Source organism: Phyllobacterium pellucidum (assembly GCF_013327855.1).
Taxonomy (GTDB): domain Bacteria; phylum Pseudomonadota; class Alphaproteobacteria; order Rhizobiales; family Rhizobiaceae; genus Phyllobacterium; species Phyllobacterium pellucidum.
Window position 1 is genome coordinate 813,032 of record NZ_JABUMX010000001.1, and the last position, 18,981, is coordinate 832,012.

The window sequence follows — 18,981 nt, forward strand, 5'->3', positions numbered from 1 at the left end:
AGGACGTGCCTTGCGGCTTTTGTAATGTTATTTTTCTCGTTTGAGAACTGAAATGAAGAACCCGTCCGTCGAGGTCGCGAGCGGCGAAAGGATTGCTGTTCCGTCCTTGAAAAGCGGGGAAAGAGCCTTGGCCTCGCTGACCGCACGGTCCCATAGCGGCTTTGTGTCGACGCGTTCATAGGCTGGGTTGCTGCTCAAGAAAGCATCGACCTGGTTGCCGTTTTCCGGCGCGAACAGGGAACAGGTGATATAGACGAGCCTGCCCCCTGGCTTGACATAGGCCTTGGCGGCGTCGAGCACCTCGCGCTGTTCGACTTCGCGGCGCTCAAGCTGCTGGTCGCTGAGGCGCCACTTCGCATCGGGCCGCCGGCGCCACGTTCCCGAACCCGTGCACGGCGCATCGACGAGTACCAGATCTATCTGCCCCTCGAGCACCGCGAGGTCTTCGACATTTGCGTGGGCCTGCGCGTTGCGCACCCCTGCCCGCCTCAGTCGGTCGAAGATCGGCGCGAGCCGTTGGCGCTCGGCGTCATAGGCATGGATCTGCCCCTTGTTGCCCATTTCAGCGGCGAGCGCGAGTGTCTTGCCGCCCGCCCCGGCGCAATAGTCGAGCACCTGCTCGCCGGGCTTGGCATCGCTGAGCTTTGCCGCAATCTGCGAGCCCAGATCCTGCACCTCGAAGAGCCCGCGCTGGAAGGCCGGCTCGGCTTGCACGTTGGGATGGCGCCCCATGGCCCGCAAAGGCGGGACGCGCACCGCGGTTTCGAGCAGCGGCGCAGCGCTGGCGCCGGCCCGCGCCAGTTCCTTCAGGACCTTGTCGCGGTCGGCCTTCAGCGTGTTGACGCGCAGGTCCACGGGCGGACGGTCGCTGAGAGCTGCCGCCTCCCTCACCCAACGATCGCCGAATATCGCCTCGAAATGCGGCACGCACCATTCCGGAACATCGGCACGGATGTTGTCAGGCGCCGAGGCAAGGTCACGCGCTTCCCAGATCGAGCGGCGCTCGGCTTCGAGCGGCGCGGGAGCAAACTTGTCGCCGTCCAGCGCTGCATTGATCTCGTCCATGTCGAGTTCGGCATCGGAAAGCAGAACCCCGAAAGCGATGTGGCGGGCGGCATCGCTATCCATGCGCCAACCCAAAGAGAGCTTACGGCGAAGGGCGTCGTAGACGATATTGCCGATGACCGCGCGGTCGCCGGCGCCGGCGAAACGGTGAGACAGGCCCCAATCCTTCAAGGCATCGGAGGCCGGCCGCTTGCGGTTCTCGATATCGTCCAAAACTTCGATTGCCGCCTGCAGGCGTCCGCCAAGTCGCATGTGCATTCCTTTTTCTGTCTTCCCTGTCGCATACATGGCCGCGGCAATAAAGAAAAGCCGGAGCGTATCAACGCCACGATCGCCTTGACGAAGTGGCTACATGCAGCCACTTTTGTTTGATGAAAACAGTTTCCATACGCGATGCCAAGAACCGGCTGACCGAACTTGCCCGCGAAGTCGAGCAGGGCGAGACGATTGTTGTCACTCGCAACGGACGGCCGGTGATTGACATCATCCCGCACCAGAAGCGTGGCGGGCTCGACCTCATGGCTGGTGAAACCTACTTGCGGGCAAGAGGAATCAAGCAGCCGGTACCCTATATTGCCGAGGATTTTGACGCCGAGCTACCTGAAGATTTTCTCATTGCTCCGCATAATTGATGCACGTCCTGCTCGACACTTCTAAATGAAGACCAGCTAGCAAAACTCGATCCGGGTATGCCGCTCGATGACATTGTCGGATTTATCGATGCCGTCGGGATTGCGCTTTTGCCAATCGAGGCGCGCCATGTCGTTATTGCGGCCCAACCGGGACCAACTACGCGCGATCCGTTTGATCGGCTGCTGCTTGCGCAGTGCCATGTCGAGGGGTTGGCTTTGGCGACGATTGACCGCGCCCTGATCGATCATCCGCTGGCGTTGCAGCCATAAAGAAAGGCCGGAGCGTGTTGCCCCGGCTTTTCTCGGTTCAGATCGATGCAGCGTAATTATTCGGCCGCTTCGGACTTTTCTTCCTGCGAGATCGAGCTTGCTTCATAGCCATGCGCTTCCTTCAGCGCGGCGCGGACACCTGCCTCGTAGTCCGGATGAACGCGCTTGAAATGTGCCAGCTGACGCTCGACAATCGCGCCCGGAACGCCCTCCATCGCTGCGGCGATGTTGGAGAAAAGGCGCGACCTCTGGCCAGCATCGAACAGGCCGAACAGCGCCGCGACCTGACCATAGTCGTCATTGCCGATGCGGTGGTTATAACGATCGGCAGCACCCGACAGGGGCAGCGGCGGTTCTTTCGCGGCGGGCTGTTCGACAGCTCCCGAGAAGCTGTTCGGCTCGTAATAGGCATCGACATTGCCGGTCTTCTGGCCGAAGAAATTCATCGGGCCATCCTTGTGGTAGTGATGGACCGGGCATTTCGGTGCATTGACCGGGAGCGCTTCATAATGCGTGCCAAGGCGATAGCGATGGGCATCCGCATAAGAAAATACGCGCGCCTGCAGCATTTTGTCGGGCGAATGGCCAATGCCAGGAACGATATTCGATGGCGAGAAGGCCGCCTGTTCGATCTCGGCGAAATAGTTGTCGGCGTTGCGGTTGAGTTCCATGACGCCGATCTCGATCGGCGGGAATTCGCCGTGCGGCCAGACTTTGGTCAAGTCGAAGGGGTTATAGGAAGTCCTCTCGGCCTCGGCTTCCGTCATGACCTGGAACTGAACAGTCCATTTCGGGAACAGTCCGCGTTCGATGCCGCCAAACAGCTCTTCCTGATAGGATTCGCGGGTCTTGCCGATCAGGTTTTCAGCCTCGGCATTGGTGTAGAACTTGTGGCCCTGCTGGGTCTTGAAGTGGAACTTTACCCAGAAGCGCTCGCCCTGGTCGTTCCAGAATGAATAGGTGTGCGAACCGTAACCGTTCATGTACATCGGGGCGACAGGCAGACCGCGATCAGACATCAGGATGGTTACCTGATGCAGGCTTTCCGGTGAAAGCGACCAGAAGTCCCACATGGCAGTCGTCGAGCGCATGTTGGTGCGCGGATGGCGCTTCTGCGTGTGAATGAAGTCGGGAAACTTCAACGGATCGCGCACGAAGAAGACCGGCGTGTTATTGCCGACGAGGTCCCAGTTGCCTTCGCTTGTATAGAACTTGATGGCAAAGCCGCGCACGTCGCGCTCGGCATCGGCCGCGCCAAGCTCGCCGGCTACGGTCGAGAAGCGCAGGAGCAATGGCGTTTCGGCGCCCGGCTGCAGCGCCTTCGCCTTGGTGTAGCGGGAAATATCGCCGGTAATCTTCAGGGTGCCGAAGGCGCCCCAGCCCTTGGCGTGCACGACGCGCTCGGGAATGCGCTCGCGATTCTGATGCGCAAGCTTTTCGAGAAGCTGGTAGTCCTGCATCAGCACCGGGCCGCGTTCGCCGGCGGTGATGCTGTTCTGGTTATCGGAAACCGGCGCACCGGCAGTTGTTGTCAATGTCGGACGATCAGCCATTGGCCTCTCCCTAATATCTTCATGTTGAAAAAAAGAATCCCACGGTGCAGCGCAGCCGCATCCGCGCGCACCATAGAACCATTCTAATCATAGTTTCCAATTGTATTTAGAATAATTATTGATAGGATTTTCTTATCATGTTTTCCGTCCGGCAAATGCGCTATTTCGAGATCCTCGCCACGACGCTCCACTTCCGCAAGGCAGCGGAAATGGCGCGTATTTCCCAGCCGGCGCTTTCGGCCCAGATCGCTGAAATGGAGATGCGGCTCGGTGCGGCGCTGTTCGAGCGGACCCGCAGAAGCGTTGTCCTCACCGACATGGGCAAGCGGCTCCTGCCGCGCATCCGCACGATTCTCGATGAGATCCGTTCACTTGAAGAGCTTGCAGCGCAAAAGCGCGGCATCCTCAAGGGTCAGCTGCGGCTCGGTATCATACCGACAATCGCGCCCTATCTCCTGCCGTTGCTCGTCCCCGCCCTGCATGAGGCTTATCCCGAGCTATCAATCGAATTGCGCGAAGCGGTCACTTCCAAACTTATCGAAGATTTGCGCCTCGGCGATCTTGATGCGCTGGTCGCTGCCTTGCCGATCGAATCGGAAGGGACGATCGCCCGGCCGCTGTTTCGCGACCGTTTTCTCGTCGCGACCTCGACCAATGATATCGATGTCCTGACCTCGCCGATGACCCAGGAGGATGTCGCCGTCGAACGCCTGTTGCTGTTGGAGGAAGGCCATTGCCTGCGAGATCAGGCGCTCGCTGTCTGCACCAATGTGAAGCGGCGGCAACTCGTCAGCTACGGCGCGACGAGCATGGCGACGCTGCTGCAAATGGTCAGCCATGGCATGGGCCTGACCCTGATACCGGAAATCGCCGTCCGCACGGAAGCAACGCGCAACAATGTGCGGATTGTGGCTTTCGCTGATCCTGAACCTGCGCGAGATATCGGCCTGATCTGGCGCAAGCAGAGCGAGCGGCGCGATGATTTCGAGGCGCTCGCCGCGACGATCGTCGATTGCGGCAGGCAACTCGCCATCTCGGCGGACGAATTGAAGACGCTCGCCGCATAGTCCTCCACTAGCGTCATCAGGTCCGACTTCGGCAAGCATGGTCCTCAGGTCGAGATCCCGAGGATGATGTAGTGTGATTGGGAGGAACCTATGCGACGGGCGGCAATGCGAGATGCAGCGCCAGCATAACCCATAGTGCACCGTTCAGAATAAACCCGACCATGAAAAGCGGCTGCCGCAGCCTCAGGCGGTTGGACGTGATATGCACGATCGTATGCGCGACGCGCGAGACGACGAAAAGCCAGGCGAGAACCACGGCAAGAATATTGGCGCCGTTGACGACATACAGCGACAGGCAGACGACGTAGAAGAGAACCGGCAGTTCGTAGAGATTGATCAGATTGCGAATTGCCTTGACGCTTGCTTCGGGCTCGTTGAGCGGCAACCTGAAGTCCGACGGCCTCGCCTGACCGCTGATTACAGCCTCGCGCCGACGCAGAAATACCACGGCGTAAACGCAGCAGATCAGAAAGGTTAGCGCGATCATCGGCCAGAAAATTGCGGTCTGTGACATCCATAGCCCTCCATCGTTGAATACGTTCTAGTCAGGCTTGTGGATCATGTGCAAGCCTTCAATCCTCGCCATAGAAGTCGAAAGATGATCGATGAACGCGCGAACCCTGCGTGGGACGAAGCGGGAGGTCGCGTAGACCGCGTGGATATCGAGGGGCGCGTAGGCATGGTCCGGAAGCACCCGGACCAAGCGGCCGTTGTCGAGATGCGCTTTGACGAGCGGCACCTGTGCGCCGCCAATGCCGAGACCTGCGCAAAGCGCGTCATTGAGCACGAAAGCGTTGTTGGCAAGAAAGGTCGATCGAACCGGGACGGTGACAGGCCCTGCCGGCCCAATCAGCGGGATCGCCTCTCCGAGCGGCGTCCACGCGAATCGGACATGCCGATGATGAATGAGATCGTCCGGCGATTGCGGCGTACCATGTTCGGCAAGATAGCCAGGCGAAGCCACGAGGATGCGCTCGAACGTTGCAAGCTTGCGGGCAATCAGCCCGGACGATTTGAGTTCGCCAAGCCGGATGGCGACGTCGACCCCTTCGGCGATTACGTCGGCGATGCGGTCGTCAAGGACTAGCTCGATCACAAGGTCCGGATGCAGCCGCTGAAATTCGATGACGGCCGGGGAAAGATGCATCTGGCCGAAGCCGACCGGACCATGCACCCTGAGGCTGCCGCGCAGGCCGATCGTTGCCGTTGCCACGCTCTCCTCCGCCTCGTCGACGGATTGCAGGATCGCACGCACCTCCCGGTAGTAGGCCTCGCCGGCTTCCGTCAAAGCCAGCCGGCGGGTGGATCGATGCAGCAACTGCGCATTCAGGTGTCGTTCAAGCCCCATGACCTGCTGGCTTACGGCGGGCTGGGTCAGACCAAGTTCACGCGCCGCCGCCGAGAGCGTGCCCAGCTCCGCAACCCGAACGAACGTCTTCATAGCCGCAAAACGATCCATGACGGCCTCAAACCTTCACTTATGATTGTTATAAATATCGCGCGTCTACATAAATTGAAACATATAAATCATTTTAGCCTTCGAAGCAGATCAAGGAGGCACAAATGGAATCGGAACGGAAGAAGGCGGTTGTCGTCGGGGCCAACGGGATCATTGGCGGCAATCTCATCGCCCATCTGGCCGAACTCGGCGACTGGGAGATCGTTGGACTTTCACGGCGCAGCGGAAATGCGGCAGGCAAGCTAACCCACATCGCCGTCGATTTGCTCGACGTCGATGATACGAGGGACAAACTCGCGGGTCTCACCGACGCAACCCACATTTTTTACGCGGCCTACCAGGACAGGCCGAGTTGGGCCGAGCTCGTGCCGCCCAATCTCGCTATGCTGATCAATGTGGTCAATGCCATCGAGCCTATCGCACCGCGTCTTAAGCACATCAGCCTCATGCAGGGATACAAGGTCTACGGCGCGCATCTCGGGCCATTCAAGACGCCGGCGCGGGAAACCGACGCCAATCACATGCCGCCGGAGTTCAACATCGATCAGCAGGATTTTCTCGAAGCCCTGCAGAGGGGCAAGACCTGGACGTGGTCGGCGCTGCGCCCATCCGTGGTGATCGGCTTTGCCCTGCGCAACCCGATGAACCTCGCTTCCGTCATCGCCGTCTATGGGTCGATGTCCAGGGAACTTGGCATACCTTTGCGCTTCCCCGGCAAGCCCGGCGCCTATGACAGCCTTATAGAAATGACTGACGCCGGTCTTCTGGCGCGGGCAACCGTATTCATCGCGACGCACCCGCAATGTGGCAACCAGGCCTTCAACATCAATAATGGCGACCTTTTCCGCTGGAGCGAGATGTGGCCGAAGATCGCGAAATTCTTCGACCTCGAGGTTGCGCCGCCGCTTCCGATGGCGCTCGGGGTCGTGATGGCGGACAAAGCGGATCTCTGGAAGCGGATGATCGACAAGCACAACCTTTTTGAAACGCCCTATGAGGAGGTTTCGTCATGGGGCTTCGGCGATGCTGTTTTCAGCTGGAACTACGATTTCTTTGCGGACGGCACAAAACTCAGGCGCGCCGGCTTCCACGAATATGTGGACACCGAGGAAATGTTCATGCGGGTTTTCCGCGATCTTCGCGACAGGAACATCATTCCCTGAAGGTGTGCGAGGACTCAGCCAGCCGCGATATCGGTCTTCGTGAAGTCGTTGCCCTTGTATAGCAAAGGTACGCCGTAGTGACGCGCGCACGCATAAGCGAAACAATCGCCAAAGTTGAGATTGGCGGGATGTCGGTTCTTGCCGAACCGGTCATAAGCTTCAAGTGCGAGGAAAGCGGCTTGAGGGGGGATCTGTACAAGTTCGATTTCCATCAACACTAAAAAGTCCCTGACCGCGGACGTCGCTGCGGGAAGGGAAATATCGAGAATGCGCGCAACATTGACTGCGCATTCCCACGCTGCCGTAGGCGACGTAATTCGGTTGGCAGCAAATTGCATGCGCGCTGCGAGAGAACGCGCATCATCTTCGTCTGTCATCATTGCCACGAGGGCTGATGCGTTGATGAACACAGCTTACTCGTAAAGGCTATCGCGAAACGCCTTGTCGGTGGACCGGCCCTTCTCCGGATGGCCGGACCGGCGCAGCTCGCGAGCGAAATTTGCGGCAATATCGGCAAGCAGGGGTCTGCCCTCCTGCTCATGCAATGCGAGTTGCAGTGCCAGACGTACCGCATCGGTCTTCGAGGGAGCTTTGATGGACGCCTGATACCGGCGCGCAAGTTCATCAATCGTATCGTCCTTGATATAGAGCGGCACTATATTCTCCTTGGTATATAAGGGTATAAAATAGAAGATCCCGATCAACAGTAATACAAGTCAGACTCACTGCGTGAATAGTTCGCCCTGACGGCGCGGGCTGTCGTAGTTGAGGAAGAATTCGTCGAGTTGCGGCGGCGGCACCTGCGTCCCCGCAAGCATTGCGTGGGCCTGACCGCGATGATGGATCTGATGGACGAAAAGGTGCGACAGCACGAGGCGGATCGGCTCCTGCGAGGTGTCGCCGGTGCGCCAAGTGATCGAAATGACGCGGTCCAGATCTTCTGGGCTCAAGCCATCGCAAAATTCGATCAGGCTAATGTCGAACTCTTCTTGGGCGCGCTTCAGATCGCTCGCCTTCGGAAACGGCACGTCGCCTTCGATCCCCACATTCTGCCGGCCCTTGCCGATCATGTCGGCCATATAGATATGGTCGACGATCAGATTATGATTGAGCGTAAGCTGGATCGACGGGAAAAAGCTGGTGCGCTTCTGTGCGAACTCCTCGTCGGTCAATTGCTCGCAGGCGGTCAGCAGGCGATGGTTGGACCAGGCGCTGTTGCGCGCCATGGCTGAAAAGTGGTCGCGGAGGGCGCTGTCAGACATCGCCTTCCGCCCTTTTGTCAGTTGCCGCCCGGATAGTTCGGGCTTTCGCGTGTGATCGTGACATCATGGGTATGGCTCTCGCGCAGACCGGCATTGGTGATGCGCACGAATGTAGCCTTTTCGCGGAATTCTTCCAAGTTCCTGGCACCCACATAACCCATGGATGCACGCAAGCCTCCTGCCAACTGGTGCAGGACACCCGCGACCGGGCCCTTGTAGGCGACCTGTCCCTCGATGCCTTCCGGCACCAGCTTCAATTCATCGCGCACTTCAGCCTGGAAATAGCGATCGGCCGAACCGCGGGCCATTGCACCTACGGAGCCCATGCCGCGATAGGCTTTGAACGACCGCCCCTGATAGAGATAGACCTCGCCCGGGCTTTCTTCAGTACCCGCCAAAGCCGAACCGGCCATGGCGGCCGAGGCGCCTGCCGCCAAAGCCTTGGCGAAATCGCCAGAATATTTGATGCCGCCATCGGCGATGACCGGAACATCTGCCTTCTGCGCTGCCTCAACGGCCGACATGATGGCCGAAAGCTGTGGCACGCCCACCCCGGCGACGATGCGCGTGGTGCAGATCGAACCAGGGCCGATGCCGACCTTGACGGCGTCGGCGCCGGCGTCGATGAGGGCTTGCGTTCCAGCGGCAGTCGCCACGTTACCGGCGATGATGCGCACGGCATTCGACATTTTCTTTGCGCGGGTCACCGCGTCGAGAACGCGCTGCGAATGGCCATGCGCGGTATCGATGACGAGAACATCGACACCGGCGGCGATCAGTCGTTCAGCCCGTTCAAAGCCGTCTTCGCCGACGCTCGACGCCGCCGCCACACGCAGGCGTCCCTGGGCGTCCTTCGCGGCGTTCGGGTTGAGCTGCGACTTCTCGATGTCCTTGACCGTAACCAGTCCGACGCAGTGGCCGCGATCGTCGACGACCAGCAGCTTTTCAATGCGGTGCTGATGCAGCAGACGCTTCGCCTCGTCCTGCTGCACGTTCTCGCGCACGGTGATGAGGTTGTCGCGCGTCATCAGTTCGTGGATTTTTTGCGCAGGGTTTGATGCAAAGCGTACGTCGCGATTGGTGAGAATGCCGACGAGCCGGCCCGGCCTGCGACTGCCTTCGCCTGCATTCTCGACGACGGGAATGCCGGAAATGCCGTGCGACCGCATCAGCGCCTGCGCATCTGCGAGCGTAGCATCAGGGCCGATCGTCACAGGATTGACCACCATGCCCGATTCGAACTTCTTGACCTGGCGAACTTCCTCCGCCTGTCGTTCCGGGGAGAGGTTGCGGTGGATGACGCCCATGCCGCCGGCCTGAGCCATGGCGATGGCGAGCCGCGACTCGGTAACCGTGTCCATGGCGGCGGAAAGCAGCGGGAGATTGAGTTCGATATCCGGAGCGATGCGGGTGCGAATGTCGGTCTGACCGGGCATAACTTCGGAATGACCGGGTTGCAGCAGGACATCGTCAAATGTCAGTGCCAATGCGCCTGTTGCGGATTCAACGATTTTTGCCATGGACCAATTCCTTGCGGTAAAAGACTAAAGGGCGCACCACACGGGTGGAGCGCCGATCACGTTCAGTTCAGATGAATTGGCACGGGCTGGTAACACGGATATGTCCGTTTGAAAAGGCTCAAACGCAATTCCAATACGATCAACTTATCGCCATCGGATCTACAGGTGGTCTATCGCGGCGCTGCGGGCGCACGATATTGAGGCAAATCCACGCCGCCGGGCGCGATGCCCGGCCGGCGGTCCACAGGGCTGCCAACGATCAGACGTCGAATTGATAGGTGACGGGAACGAAGCGATAGCCGCCTTCCTGTTTTTCGGCGAAGCCGACCGAGGGAAACGGCATGTGGTAGCCGATGAAAGGCAATCGGTCGGTCGCGATCATATCGAAGACCTTCTTGCGGGTTGCGGCCCCCATGGCCTTGTCCGTATCGAAGGCGACCTCCCAATCCGGCCGCTGCAACGAGGCGACGTAGTGATTGGCCGTGTCACCGGTAATGACGAGGTGTTTTCCGCCAGATTCAATGTGGAAGATCATATGACCCGGCGTGTGTCCATAAGCGGCTTCGCTGGTGATGCCCGACGCGACAGGATCGCCGGCCTTGATGAACTTGATCTTTTCGGCAAGCGGCTTGACCTTGGCGGCCACGGCCTTCGCACCGTTTTCTGCCGGCGTTCCCATGCGGGCCGGGTCGGTCCAGAACGAATATTCGAGCTCGCCGGCAACGATGCTGGCATTGGGGAATGCCGGCGTGTCGCCGTTGATGAGACCGTTGATGTGGTCGCCATGCATATGCGTGAGAACAACGATGCTAACCTGGTCGGGCGTATAGCCGGCGGCCTTCATGTTGGCCTCGAGCCTGCCGAGGCCATTCTCCCGTCCGGCCGCCCCGAAGCCCGTATCGAACAGGATAAGGTCCGATCCGGTATTGATCAGCACCGGGGAAAAGCCGTTGACGAATTTCGTCTCAGGCAGGAAGTTCGCCCGCATCAATTGCGAGACGGCTTCCTGCGTCTGGTTGGCGCCGAAGGTCGGATAGGGTCCGTCACCGGGGCGCAGTCCGTCGAGGACGGTGGTGATTTCGTACTCGCCAAGCTTGAACCGCTTGAAGCCTGGCGGCGGCGTGTCCGACTGGGGCACGGCGGCGGCCATGGCGGAATCGGCAATCAATTGCGGCATCGTCAAACCTCCGATGGCTGCTGTGGAGGCCACGAGCAAGTCGCGGCGGGAAATCTCGAAACTTTGCATGACGCCTCTCCTGTGTATTCGTTCAACAGCCAAGCTTACACCGGCATGCGAAGCCGTCGTCCTTGCGGCCATGGCAAATCGATCACAAGACGGCGTTGCCGGATCACATCTCTTTGATCGCGGCTTGAGCGCTGGAACAGCGGGTGCTATCGGAGCTTTCATCAAGAGCAACTGAGTCCTGCGTATCGGGCCCTGCCTCCTGTTTTCTCGGTTGTGAGAACTGGAAACATCGTGAACCGCATAGTTCCCCTCGTCCTTGCCGTCGCTCTGTTCATGGAGCAAATGGATTCCACCGTTATCTCGACATCGCTTCCGGCAATTGCTGCGGATATCGGTACGAGCCCTATTGCGCTGAAACTCGCCCTGACCGCTTATCTCGTTTCACTGGCCGTGTTCATCCCCGTCAGCGGCTGGATGGCCGATCGCTTCGGAGCAAAGAACGTGTTTCGCGCCGCGATCGTCGTCTTTGTCCTCGGCTCCATTGCATGTGCCGCATCGGGATCACTGTTTGCCTTCGTTGTGTCGCGATTTTTTCAGGGTGTCGGCGGCGCAATGATGACGCCGGTCGGCCGCCTCGTTCTCGTCCGCTCGACGCCGCGCAGCGAACTTGTCGGTGCGATGGCCTGGCTCACCATGCCCGCGCTCATAGGGCCCTTGCTCGGTCCACCGGTCGGAGGGTTTCTGACCACCTATTTCAGTTGGCACTGGATCTTCCTGATCAACGTTCCGATCGGAATTATCGGCATCTGGTTCGCCACGCGCTATCTTCCGGCCATCGAAACGCTGATCCAGCGGCCGCTCGATGTTCCCGGATTTTTTCTGAGTGGCATCGCCGCCTCCGGCATTGTCTTCGGTCTTTCCGTCGTGAGCCTGCCTGCCCTCCCCTCGTGGGTCGGTTTTTCGACGCTGGCGCTCGGGATTGTCTCCGCGGTCCTTTACCTGCTTCACGCGCGAAAGACGCCGGAGCCACTTCTCTCGCTCGATCTCTTCAAGAATCAGGTGTTCCGGGCATCGATCGTCGGCGGAAGTCTATTCCGCATAGGCGTGGGCGCGGTGCCGTTCCTGCTGCCCCTGATGTTCCAGATAGGCTTCGGCATGACACCGTTTCAATCCGGTCTCATTACCTTCGTCTCTGCCGCAGGAGCAATGAGCATGAAGCTGGTAACAAAATGGTTTTACAGGAAGACCGGCTTCCGCAACTCATTGATGTACGGATCGGTGGTCGCCGCAGCGTTCATCGCCGTCAATGGCTTCTTCACCCCGGAAACGCCCTATGTGCTGATGATCCTCGTCTTGCTAGCCGGCGGCTTCTTCCGCTCGCTGTTCTTCACCGGAACGAACGCACTCGCCTATGCGGACATCCCGAACGAACAGACGAGCCTTGCAACACCGATCAGTTCCGTCGCCCAGCAGATCTCCATTGCGCTCGGCGTTGCAGTTGCGGGCGGCATCCTCGAGGTGTCGACCAAGATGCATGGCGGCCCGCTGCAACTCTCCGATTTTCACATCGCGTTCTTTATCGTCGCGGCAGTATCGAGCTTCGCGTGCCTGTCGTTCCGGGGATTGCGAGCCGATGCAGGCGCAGAAGTTTCCGGCCACCGGCCATTGGTGAAAGTGCCGGCCGCGGCGGAGTAGGCGAACGCTAAAGAGGTGCTTTTGGGAGTATTTCCCCCTTACAATGAAAAGAACCCGGATCGGCTGGCAAGTCTGCATCCAGGTTCAATTCATTCGATAAGGAAACGGGTGGCGGGCGAACGCTCGTCCCTCACTCCAAGACAGAATTTAGCAGTTTCCTCGTTATTTCCACGTCAGGATACTGGCATCATCCCTTGAAATCGCGTGCCAGCAGATAGAGCTCGACAGACTCGGCGCGCGACGCCGGCGGCTTCACATGATGAACAGATTTGAAGTTTTTCTTCAGCAAAGCCAGCAATTCGTTTTCCGTCCCGCCCTGGAACGTCTTCGTCAGGAAATGCCCGCCGGGCCGCAGCACCGCAACGGCAAAATCCGCCGCGACCTCGCAAAGGTGCGTGGTGCGGATATGGTCGGTGCGGCGGTGACCTGTGGTCGGTGCCGCCATATCGGAGAGCACGATATCCGGCTGGCCGCCGAGCGCTTCCATCAGTTTGTCCGGCGCGGCATCGTCCAGGAAGTCCATTTCGAGAAGCGTGACGCCCGGCAGGGGATCGACGTGCAGATAGTCGATGCCGACGACGGTCGGTTGCTCGTCTGGCGACCCGACAATCGACGCGGCGATCTGGCTCCAGCCGCCCGGGGCGGCGCCAAGATCGATGATACGCTGGCCCTTCTTCAGGATCTTGTAGCGGTCGTTGATCTCGATGAGCTTGTAGGCCGCGCGCGAGCGATAGCCGTCCTGCTTCGATCGTTGCACGTAAGGATCGTTGATGTGCCGTTCCAGCCAGCGGCGCGACGATTCCTTGATCGTCCCCGCCTTCTTCTTGATCTTGGTATGAAGGCCGCGCGTTCCCGTGCCGCCGCGCCCGCCCGTTGTTGTCTTAGCCATGTGCACTCCGGTGCCAGCGATTACGCCACGCACCATCGCGCGACATGAGTTCAGTCAGGATACCTTCGCGCAAACCCCGGTCGGCCACACGCAGCTTCTGGCTCGGCCAGACATTGCGAATGGCGTCGAGAATGGCGCAGCCGGCCAGAACGAGGTCGGCGCGGTCAGCCCCGATGCAGGGATTGGCGACGCGCTGGTCAAAGCTCCAGGAGAGGAGCTTGCTCGTCATTTCGGTTACGTCGTTATTCTCCATCCAGATGCCGTCGATGCGCCGCCGGTCGTAGCGTTCAAGACCGAGATGGATGCCGGCCAGCGTCGTGACGGTACCGGACGTGCCGAGAAGATGAAAATTCTGGCTCTTGACGAGGTCCCCGAGCTTGTGCCGCTCGGAGAAATCATTGAGCAGCTCGGCAACGTGGTTGACCATGACGGCGAAATTGTCCGTCGTCACGTCGCGCCCGCCGAAGCGTTCGGCAAGTGTTACTACCCCGACCGGAAGCGACGTCCAGGCGATGATGTGCTCGGCAAGACGCGGCGACCGGCGCTCGGTGAGGTCGATCAGCGCGATTTCGGATGAACCACCGCCAATATCGAAGAGGACGACAGCATCGGTCTCGCGCTCGACCAGGGTGCCGCACCCGGACACGGCAAGGCGTGCTTCAGTCTGCCGGTTGATGATCTCGAGTTCGAGGCCAGTCTCATCCTTGACCCGCCCCAGAAATTCCGGACCGTTTTCTGCCTGACGGCATGCCTCGGTCGCGATAAGCCGCGCCTTGCGAACATCGTGATTCTCGAGCTTGTCGCGGCAAATCTTCAATGCCTCGATGGCGCGGTTCATGGCGCTGTCGCCGAGCCGTCCACTGGCGCCAAGTCCCTCGCCGAGCCGCACGATGCGGGAGAATGCATCAACGACACGGAATTGCCCGGGACGCGTTGGCGAGGCAACGAGAAGGCGGCAATTGTTCGTGCCGAGATCGAGCGCGGCGTAAAGGGGCCCAGAAAAGCGGAAGTCTTGCCGGGACGACTGCTGTTGCGGTGTTGCCGATGCGTTTGCAGAAACGGTCGCGGGCGCCGGCGTTGCATACGCTGGCGGCTTTACACTGGCCCGGCCACGCCTGCGAAAACGATTGGGCCGGCGATTCTTTCCATGCTTGGTGGCAGCGGGAGGCGTTTCGCCGGTGGAAACTGAAACAGGCGTTGGCGCAAGCGAAGGTGCACTCGAAACAGCCGCCTGTTTCGACTTGCCGCGCCTGCGACGGCGTGCTCGTTTCCTGGGGTTCTTGTCGAAGCGTCCTTCCTGGGAATCAGGCTGGTCGTTCCGCGCATCGAGCGCAGAATCCCCGTGAGGCCCGGGCCCATTCTTGGGGTGACCTGTGCTGCCATTCAGCACCGTGCGACCGCCAGACGCCCCTCCGTGCGGCGCGTTGCCCGCGCCCGTTTCGGGGTCTTTCAAGATATTTTCCTTTGAGCGCCGCGCGAACCCTGAAGGACGCAGCAGGACGCTTTTTCAATTAACGTTGAACATAATGTAACACGCTTTGACAAATATTAAAGTGCACGAGGTGAATTAGCGCGAAGCGCGGTCCATCAAGGATCACGAACCTTTATCCAGCCCGCCGTAAAATCTGGCAACCTGTTGTTCCATGAATGTTCCGCCACGTTAATCCAAAGGGATTAGAGGCGGCCAATATGTGCAGCAGCGATCATATGTTAGTAGCGTTCCGTCGATCCTTCCGCCAGAATCCCACGCCGACACCCTCAACGAACTGCTGAACACGTTTTATTTGCAATTTCTGGTTGTATCTCATCATTGTACAACCGTAGTCGATGGATCCTTTATGCCAGAGCATGAGCACAGGCCGGTTTCCGTTGTCGGCCTTATACTTTTGTGTGCAGCTACCCTGATCTTCCTCGTGGTCATTTGGCTGGTTGGCAGCGCCTTTGCGCGGTCCGAACCGCATTTCACCCAGAGTGAAGCAGCTGGCGGCGGCGTGGTAATTGCGTCGTTGCGTTGACCAGCCGACATACCACTTCCTAAACTGATCAACAGAACGCTAAACGTGCGCGGTCGCGAACCAACCGCAACCGCGCAAGGGCATTTTGTTACGTATCTGGAGTAGCCGCAGCGCAACCGATCGGCCCGCCAAACCAATCCACCACCAAGGCTCCGCGCGCGAACAAAACAGGAACAAATTCCTTTTCATATAGGTCTGGTTGTGGCAATCTCTTGGAAAAGGAGATTCTGATGAACGCGATATCCCGGCAACCGGAGGATGAAATCGATGAGGCGTTGGCCTACCATCAGGGCGATGCTCGGGCGACGATTGCCGCGCTGCTTTCCGAACGCGAGTTCCTTCTGCGCGAGATCGAGTATGCCTCGCTCGCCCTGTCTTATGGCTTTGCGCGTGGCTGGAAGCCGGGACGCCAGACCCCAGCGCGATAGACTTCAGCGGCGTCACGTGCGAAGCTTGTAGCAGAGTAAAGCGAGGCACGATGAAACATAGTCCTAAACAAATACCCGCGGTGGGCGTAAAACCAAAACCCGTTCTAAGTCCTTCCGAGCAGAAGAATCTGGCGACAACGCTTGCCGCGACCGCCATCATCAACGATGAAACCGCAAAATGGGAAAACAAGACCGCGCGTCTCAAGGCATTGCGCCTTGCGAAGGAAGCTGCGGAACAGACGGAAGTTTCCACGCGCGCTCCCGCGACGAAATCGAAGACTGTGCGCAAGGCAAAGGCGAGATGACCCCATTCTTGAGCTCAATCCGGGTTCGCACGGACGGACGGCCGTTCTCCGTCCATTGAAGGCGCCGATAAATATTTTCAAATAGAAATGGGTACCTGAAGGACCGAGGCAATTCGTTATATTACACGCAAATATTTTATTGGGTTGTGGCATTGACGAAATAAAGCCTGGTGTTTATATAAGTCCCATCGGTATTTGGTAGTTTGTCAGTCCTTTTATTGCGCCACTAGGCGCTCTGAAAAAATCCTTCTTCAAAAATCGAGCTAAAAAACTGCTTGGCGCGTCGTGCCGAGGGTAGAAATATTTCCATTGAAAGGGTTCATCATGAGCACTGGAACAGTAAAGTGGTTCAATTCCACAAAGGGCTTCGGCTTCATTCAGCCGGATGATGGTTCGGCAGACGTGTTCGTTCACATCTCCGCAGTTGAGCGCGCAGGTATGCGCAGCCTCAACGACGGTCAGAAGATCAGCTTCCAGCTGGTCCGTGACAACAAGTCCGGCAAGATGACAGCTGATCAGCTGCAGGCTGCCTAAAAATAATTCGTCTCTGCGGTCTTTGACCACGGATGTACTGGCACTGGTTGCGAGATGAATTTGAGAAGGTCGGGTTTTCCCGGCCTTTTATTTTGCCCGGATTTTGATATTCGGGAAAACCAAGACATTTCATCGCATTGCAAAGAAATGTCTGGAAAGAAGCATCACGCCATATGACAGTGCGGCGGTAACGAATCCGCATTGAAGGAGTATTGCGGCGATGAAAGTTCTTGTTCTGGGCAGTGGCGTCGTCGGTGTCACATCGGCGTGGTATCTGGCGCAGGCGGGACATGACGTTGTCGTCGTCGATCGCCAGCCTGGGCCGGCGCTCGAAACAAGCTTTGCCAATGCAGGGGAGATTTCACCCGGCTACTCTTCGCCATGGGCAGGTCCCGGCATTCCGGTAAAGGCGATCAAGTGGATGCTGATGCATTTCGGGCCCCTGGTCGTGCGGCCAAAGTTCGATCCCTATATGGCGCTTTGGCTCATCCGCATGCTTCGTAACTGCACTTCGGCCCGCTATGCCCGCAACAAGGCGCGCATGGTGCCCATTGCCGAATATAGCCGCGACTGCCTGAAGGAGCTGCGCTCTGAAATCGGCATCGCCTATGACGAGCGCATGCAAGGCACGTTGCAGCTTTTCCGCACCCAGAAACAATATGAAGGAACGGCCGGCGACATCGAGGTGCTCAAGCAGTTCGGCGTTCCCTATGAACTTCTTGATCCCGCGGGCTGCATCGGTGCGGAACCTGCACTTGCCAATGTCAAAGGCAAGTTCGTCGGCGGCCTGCGACTTCCCGGCGATGAAACCGGCGATTGCCAGATGTTCACCGACAAGCTGGCAAAGCTATGCGCCGAAAAAGGCGTCGCCTTTCGTTTCAACACCACCATCACGTCGATAAACACATCCGGAAATCGCATCGCCAGCGTCTCGACGGAAACCGAGGAGTTCACTGCCGACGCCTATGTGGTGGCATTCGGCAGTTACTCGCCTTTCCTCTTGCGGCGCATAGGCGTTCACATCCCGGTTTACCCGATCAAGGGGTACTCCATCACGGCGCCAATTGCCGATCCCGATTCGGCACCGGTTTCGACGGTTATGGACGAAACCTACAAGGTCGCGATCACGCGCCTCGGTGATCGTATCCGCGCTGGCGGAACGGCTGAGATTTCAGGGTACGACCTGAGCCTCCGCGACGCGCGGCGGGCAACGCTGCATCATTCGGTCGGCGATCTCTTCCCGGGTGGCGGCGATCTTTCCAAGGCGACATTCTGGACCGGTCTGCGGCCGATGACACCGGATGGTCCGCCGATTATCGGGGCCAGCAAATATTCGAATCTTTACCTCAATACTGGACACGGCACGCTTGGCTGGACCATGGCCTGCGGTTCCGGGCGCGTCCTTGCCGATATCGTCTCTGGCAAATCGCCGGATGTCGACGCATCTCCGCTTGAAATCACGCGGTACGGCTAACCCATTTTAAACATTACAAATTGTTTAGATTGGCGTTCAGATTTCATTCATCTCGTCAGGACTAAACCAGGGGTGTCTCCCAAGACAACCTGTGGCTTAGTTCAGCCACGCAACAGACGAGGTAACACAATGAAAAAGATCGCTCTGGCAACACTTGCCCTATCGTTGCTGGCATCCCCAGCGGCTTTCGCCCAGCAGCAACACTCGCACCAGGGTTACCGATACGGCCATCCGCAAAACGAAGTTGTCGTCAAGAAAACGGTGACCGTGAAAAGAAATCACTGGTCGCGGGGCAAGCAGCTTCCGCCGAGCTACCGCCGCCACGTGGTGCGTGATTACCATCGTTATCACCTGCGCACCCCACCGCGCGGTTATCAGTGGGTGAAGGCCGATAATGACTACGTCATGGTCAGCATCGCGACGGGTATCATTTCCGCGCTTGTCCAGGCTCGCTGAGCGTAGAA

Annotated in this window: 22 protein-coding genes; 11 read left to right on the forward strand and 11 right to left on the reverse strand. The window is 58.7% G+C overall.

Features of this window, described 5'->3' with window-relative positions; genetic code table 11:
- Positions 1-27: 27 nt before the first annotated feature.
- On the reverse strand, positions 28-1,317 hold the full coding sequence (locus HQ945_RS03970; RefSeq protein ID WP_113281878.1) for an RsmB/NOP family class I SAM-dependent RNA methyltransferase: 1,290 nt from the start codon (positions 1,315-1,317) through the stop codon (positions 28-30).
- Between the two features lie 119 nt (positions 1,318-1,436).
- Between HQ945_RS03970 and HQ945_RS03975 the strand changes: the two genes are divergently transcribed.
- Positions 1,437-1,697: a type II toxin-antitoxin system Phd/YefM family antitoxin gene (locus HQ945_RS03975; RefSeq protein WP_174207667.1), complete on the forward strand. Its 261-nt coding sequence runs from the start codon at positions 1,437-1,439 to the stop codon at positions 1,695-1,697.
- A gap of 57 nt (positions 1,698-1,754) precedes the next feature.
- Positions 1,755-1,967 (forward strand): PIN domain-containing protein, encoded by a 213-nt coding sequence (locus HQ945_RS03980; protein ID WP_113281816.1) that lies wholly within the window; start codon positions 1,755-1,757, stop codon positions 1,965-1,967.
- 56 nt (positions 1,968-2,023) lie between these two features.
- On the opposite strand, the gene HQ945_RS03985 is transcribed toward HQ945_RS03980, so the two are convergent.
- Positions 2,024-3,520: a catalase gene (locus HQ945_RS03985; RefSeq protein WP_174207668.1), complete on the reverse strand. Its 1,497-nt coding sequence runs from the start codon at positions 3,518-3,520 to the stop codon at positions 2,024-2,026.
- A 137-nt stretch (positions 3,521-3,657) separates the two neighbouring features.
- Here HQ945_RS03985 and HQ945_RS03990 point away from each other — a divergent pair, with 137 nt between their 5' ends.
- Positions 3,658-4,587 carry a hydrogen peroxide-inducible genes activator gene (locus HQ945_RS03990; RefSeq protein ID WP_174207669.1) on the forward strand — a complete coding sequence of 310 codons (930 nt, stop codon included), beginning with the start codon at positions 3,658-3,660 and terminating at the stop codon, positions 4,585-4,587.
- A gap of 88 nt (positions 4,588-4,675) precedes the next feature.
- Here the strand turns inward: HQ945_RS03990 and HQ945_RS03995 are convergent, their stop codons facing one another.
- Both HQ945_RS03995 and HQ945_RS04000 read right to left on the reverse strand, forming a co-directional pair.
- Positions 4,676-5,101 carry an MAPEG family protein gene (locus HQ945_RS03995; protein ID WP_027230155.1) on the reverse strand — a complete coding sequence of 142 codons (426 nt, stop codon included), beginning with the start codon at positions 5,099-5,101 and terminating at the stop codon, positions 4,676-4,678.
- Between the two features lie 27 nt (positions 5,102-5,128).
- Positions 5,129-6,046 (reverse strand): LysR family transcriptional regulator, encoded by a 918-nt coding sequence (locus tag HQ945_RS04000; RefSeq protein WP_174207670.1) that lies wholly within the window; start codon positions 6,044-6,046, stop codon positions 5,129-5,131.
- Between the two features lie 104 nt (positions 6,047-6,150).
- Between HQ945_RS04000 and HQ945_RS04005 the strand changes: the two genes are divergently transcribed.
- Complete coding sequence (locus tag HQ945_RS04005) at positions 6,151-7,209, forward strand: SDR family oxidoreductase (protein ID WP_174207671.1); 1,059 nt, start codon at positions 6,151-6,153, stop codon at positions 7,207-7,209.
- A gap of 14 nt (positions 7,210-7,223) precedes the next feature.
- On the opposite strand, the gene HQ945_RS04010 is transcribed toward HQ945_RS04005, so the two are convergent.
- From HQ945_RS04010 to HQ945_RS04030, 5 genes are all read right to left on the reverse strand, one after another.
- Positions 7,224-7,619, reverse strand: coding sequence for a PIN domain-containing protein (locus HQ945_RS04010; protein WP_174207672.1), 396 nt, complete (start codon positions 7,617-7,619; stop codon positions 7,224-7,226).
- A 3-nt stretch (positions 7,620-7,622) separates the two neighbouring features.
- Complete coding sequence (locus tag HQ945_RS04015; RefSeq protein ID WP_174207673.1) at positions 7,623-7,865, reverse strand: type II toxin-antitoxin system VapB family antitoxin; 243 nt, start codon at positions 7,863-7,865, stop codon at positions 7,623-7,625.
- Positions 7,866-7,931: 66 nt separating this feature from the next.
- Positions 7,932-8,471: a DinB family protein gene (locus HQ945_RS04020; RefSeq protein WP_174207674.1), complete on the reverse strand. Its 540-nt coding sequence runs from the start codon at positions 8,469-8,471 to the stop codon at positions 7,932-7,934.
- 17 nt (positions 8,472-8,488) lie between these two features.
- Complete coding sequence (gene guaB, locus HQ945_RS04025; RefSeq protein ID WP_091919557.1) at positions 8,489-9,991, reverse strand: IMP dehydrogenase; 1,503 nt, start codon at positions 9,989-9,991, stop codon at positions 8,489-8,491.
- 259 nt (positions 9,992-10,250) lie between these two features.
- Complete coding sequence (locus HQ945_RS04030; RefSeq protein WP_051614525.1) at positions 10,251-11,237, reverse strand: MBL fold metallo-hydrolase; 987 nt, start codon at positions 11,235-11,237, stop codon at positions 10,251-10,253.
- A 231-nt stretch (positions 11,238-11,468) separates the two neighbouring features.
- Between HQ945_RS04030 and HQ945_RS04035 the strand changes: the two genes are divergently transcribed.
- Complete coding sequence (locus HQ945_RS04035) at positions 11,469-12,872, forward strand: MFS transporter (RefSeq protein WP_036813283.1); 1,404 nt, start codon at positions 11,469-11,471, stop codon at positions 12,870-12,872.
- A 187-nt stretch (positions 12,873-13,059) separates the two neighbouring features.
- Here HQ945_RS04035 and HQ945_RS04040 read toward each other — a convergent pair whose 3' ends face one another.
- Positions 13,060-13,761, reverse strand: a complete 702-nt coding sequence (locus tag HQ945_RS04040) for an RlmE family RNA methyltransferase (RefSeq protein WP_091919559.1) — start codon at positions 13,759-13,761, stop codon at positions 13,060-13,062.
- Complete coding sequence (locus HQ945_RS04045) at positions 13,754-15,214, reverse strand: Ppx/GppA phosphatase family protein (RefSeq protein ID WP_113281823.1); 1,461 nt, start codon at positions 15,212-15,214, stop codon at positions 13,754-13,756. The genes HQ945_RS04040 and HQ945_RS04045 overlap by 8 nt, the downstream gene beginning before the upstream one ends.
- 385 nt (positions 15,215-15,599) lie before the next feature.
- Between HQ945_RS04045 and HQ945_RS04050 the strand changes: the two genes are divergently transcribed.
- The 6 genes from HQ945_RS04050 (at position 15,600) to HQ945_RS04075 (ending at position 18,973) form a co-directional block, all read left to right on the forward strand.
- The gene (locus HQ945_RS04050) at positions 15,600-15,776 is read left to right on the forward strand and encodes a hypothetical protein (protein WP_174207675.1); all 177 of its coding nucleotides are present in this window, start codon (positions 15,600-15,602) and stop codon (positions 15,774-15,776) included.
- 230 nt (positions 15,777-16,006) lie between these two features.
- Positions 16,007-16,204 (forward strand): hypothetical protein, encoded by a 198-nt coding sequence (locus HQ945_RS04055; RefSeq protein ID WP_027230164.1) that lies wholly within the window; start codon positions 16,007-16,009, stop codon positions 16,202-16,204.
- Between the two features lie 50 nt (positions 16,205-16,254).
- The gene (locus HQ945_RS04060; protein WP_174207676.1) at positions 16,255-16,509 is read left to right on the forward strand and encodes a hypothetical protein; all 255 of its coding nucleotides are present in this window, start codon (positions 16,255-16,257) and stop codon (positions 16,507-16,509) included.
- 324 nt (positions 16,510-16,833) lie between these two features.
- On the forward strand, positions 16,834-17,043 hold the full coding sequence (locus HQ945_RS04065; RefSeq protein WP_027230165.1) for a cold-shock protein: 210 nt from the start codon (positions 16,834-16,836) through the stop codon (positions 17,041-17,043).
- Between the two features lie 220 nt (positions 17,044-17,263).
- On the forward strand, positions 17,264-18,517 hold the full coding sequence (locus HQ945_RS04070; protein ID WP_113281824.1) for a D-amino acid dehydrogenase: 1,254 nt from the start codon (positions 17,264-17,266) through the stop codon (positions 18,515-18,517).
- A 129-nt stretch (positions 18,518-18,646) separates the two neighbouring features.
- Positions 18,647-18,973 carry an RcnB family protein gene (locus HQ945_RS04075; RefSeq protein WP_027230167.1) on the forward strand — a complete coding sequence of 109 codons (327 nt, stop codon included), beginning with the start codon at positions 18,647-18,649 and terminating at the stop codon, positions 18,971-18,973.
- Positions 18,974-18,981 lie beyond the last annotated feature (8 nt).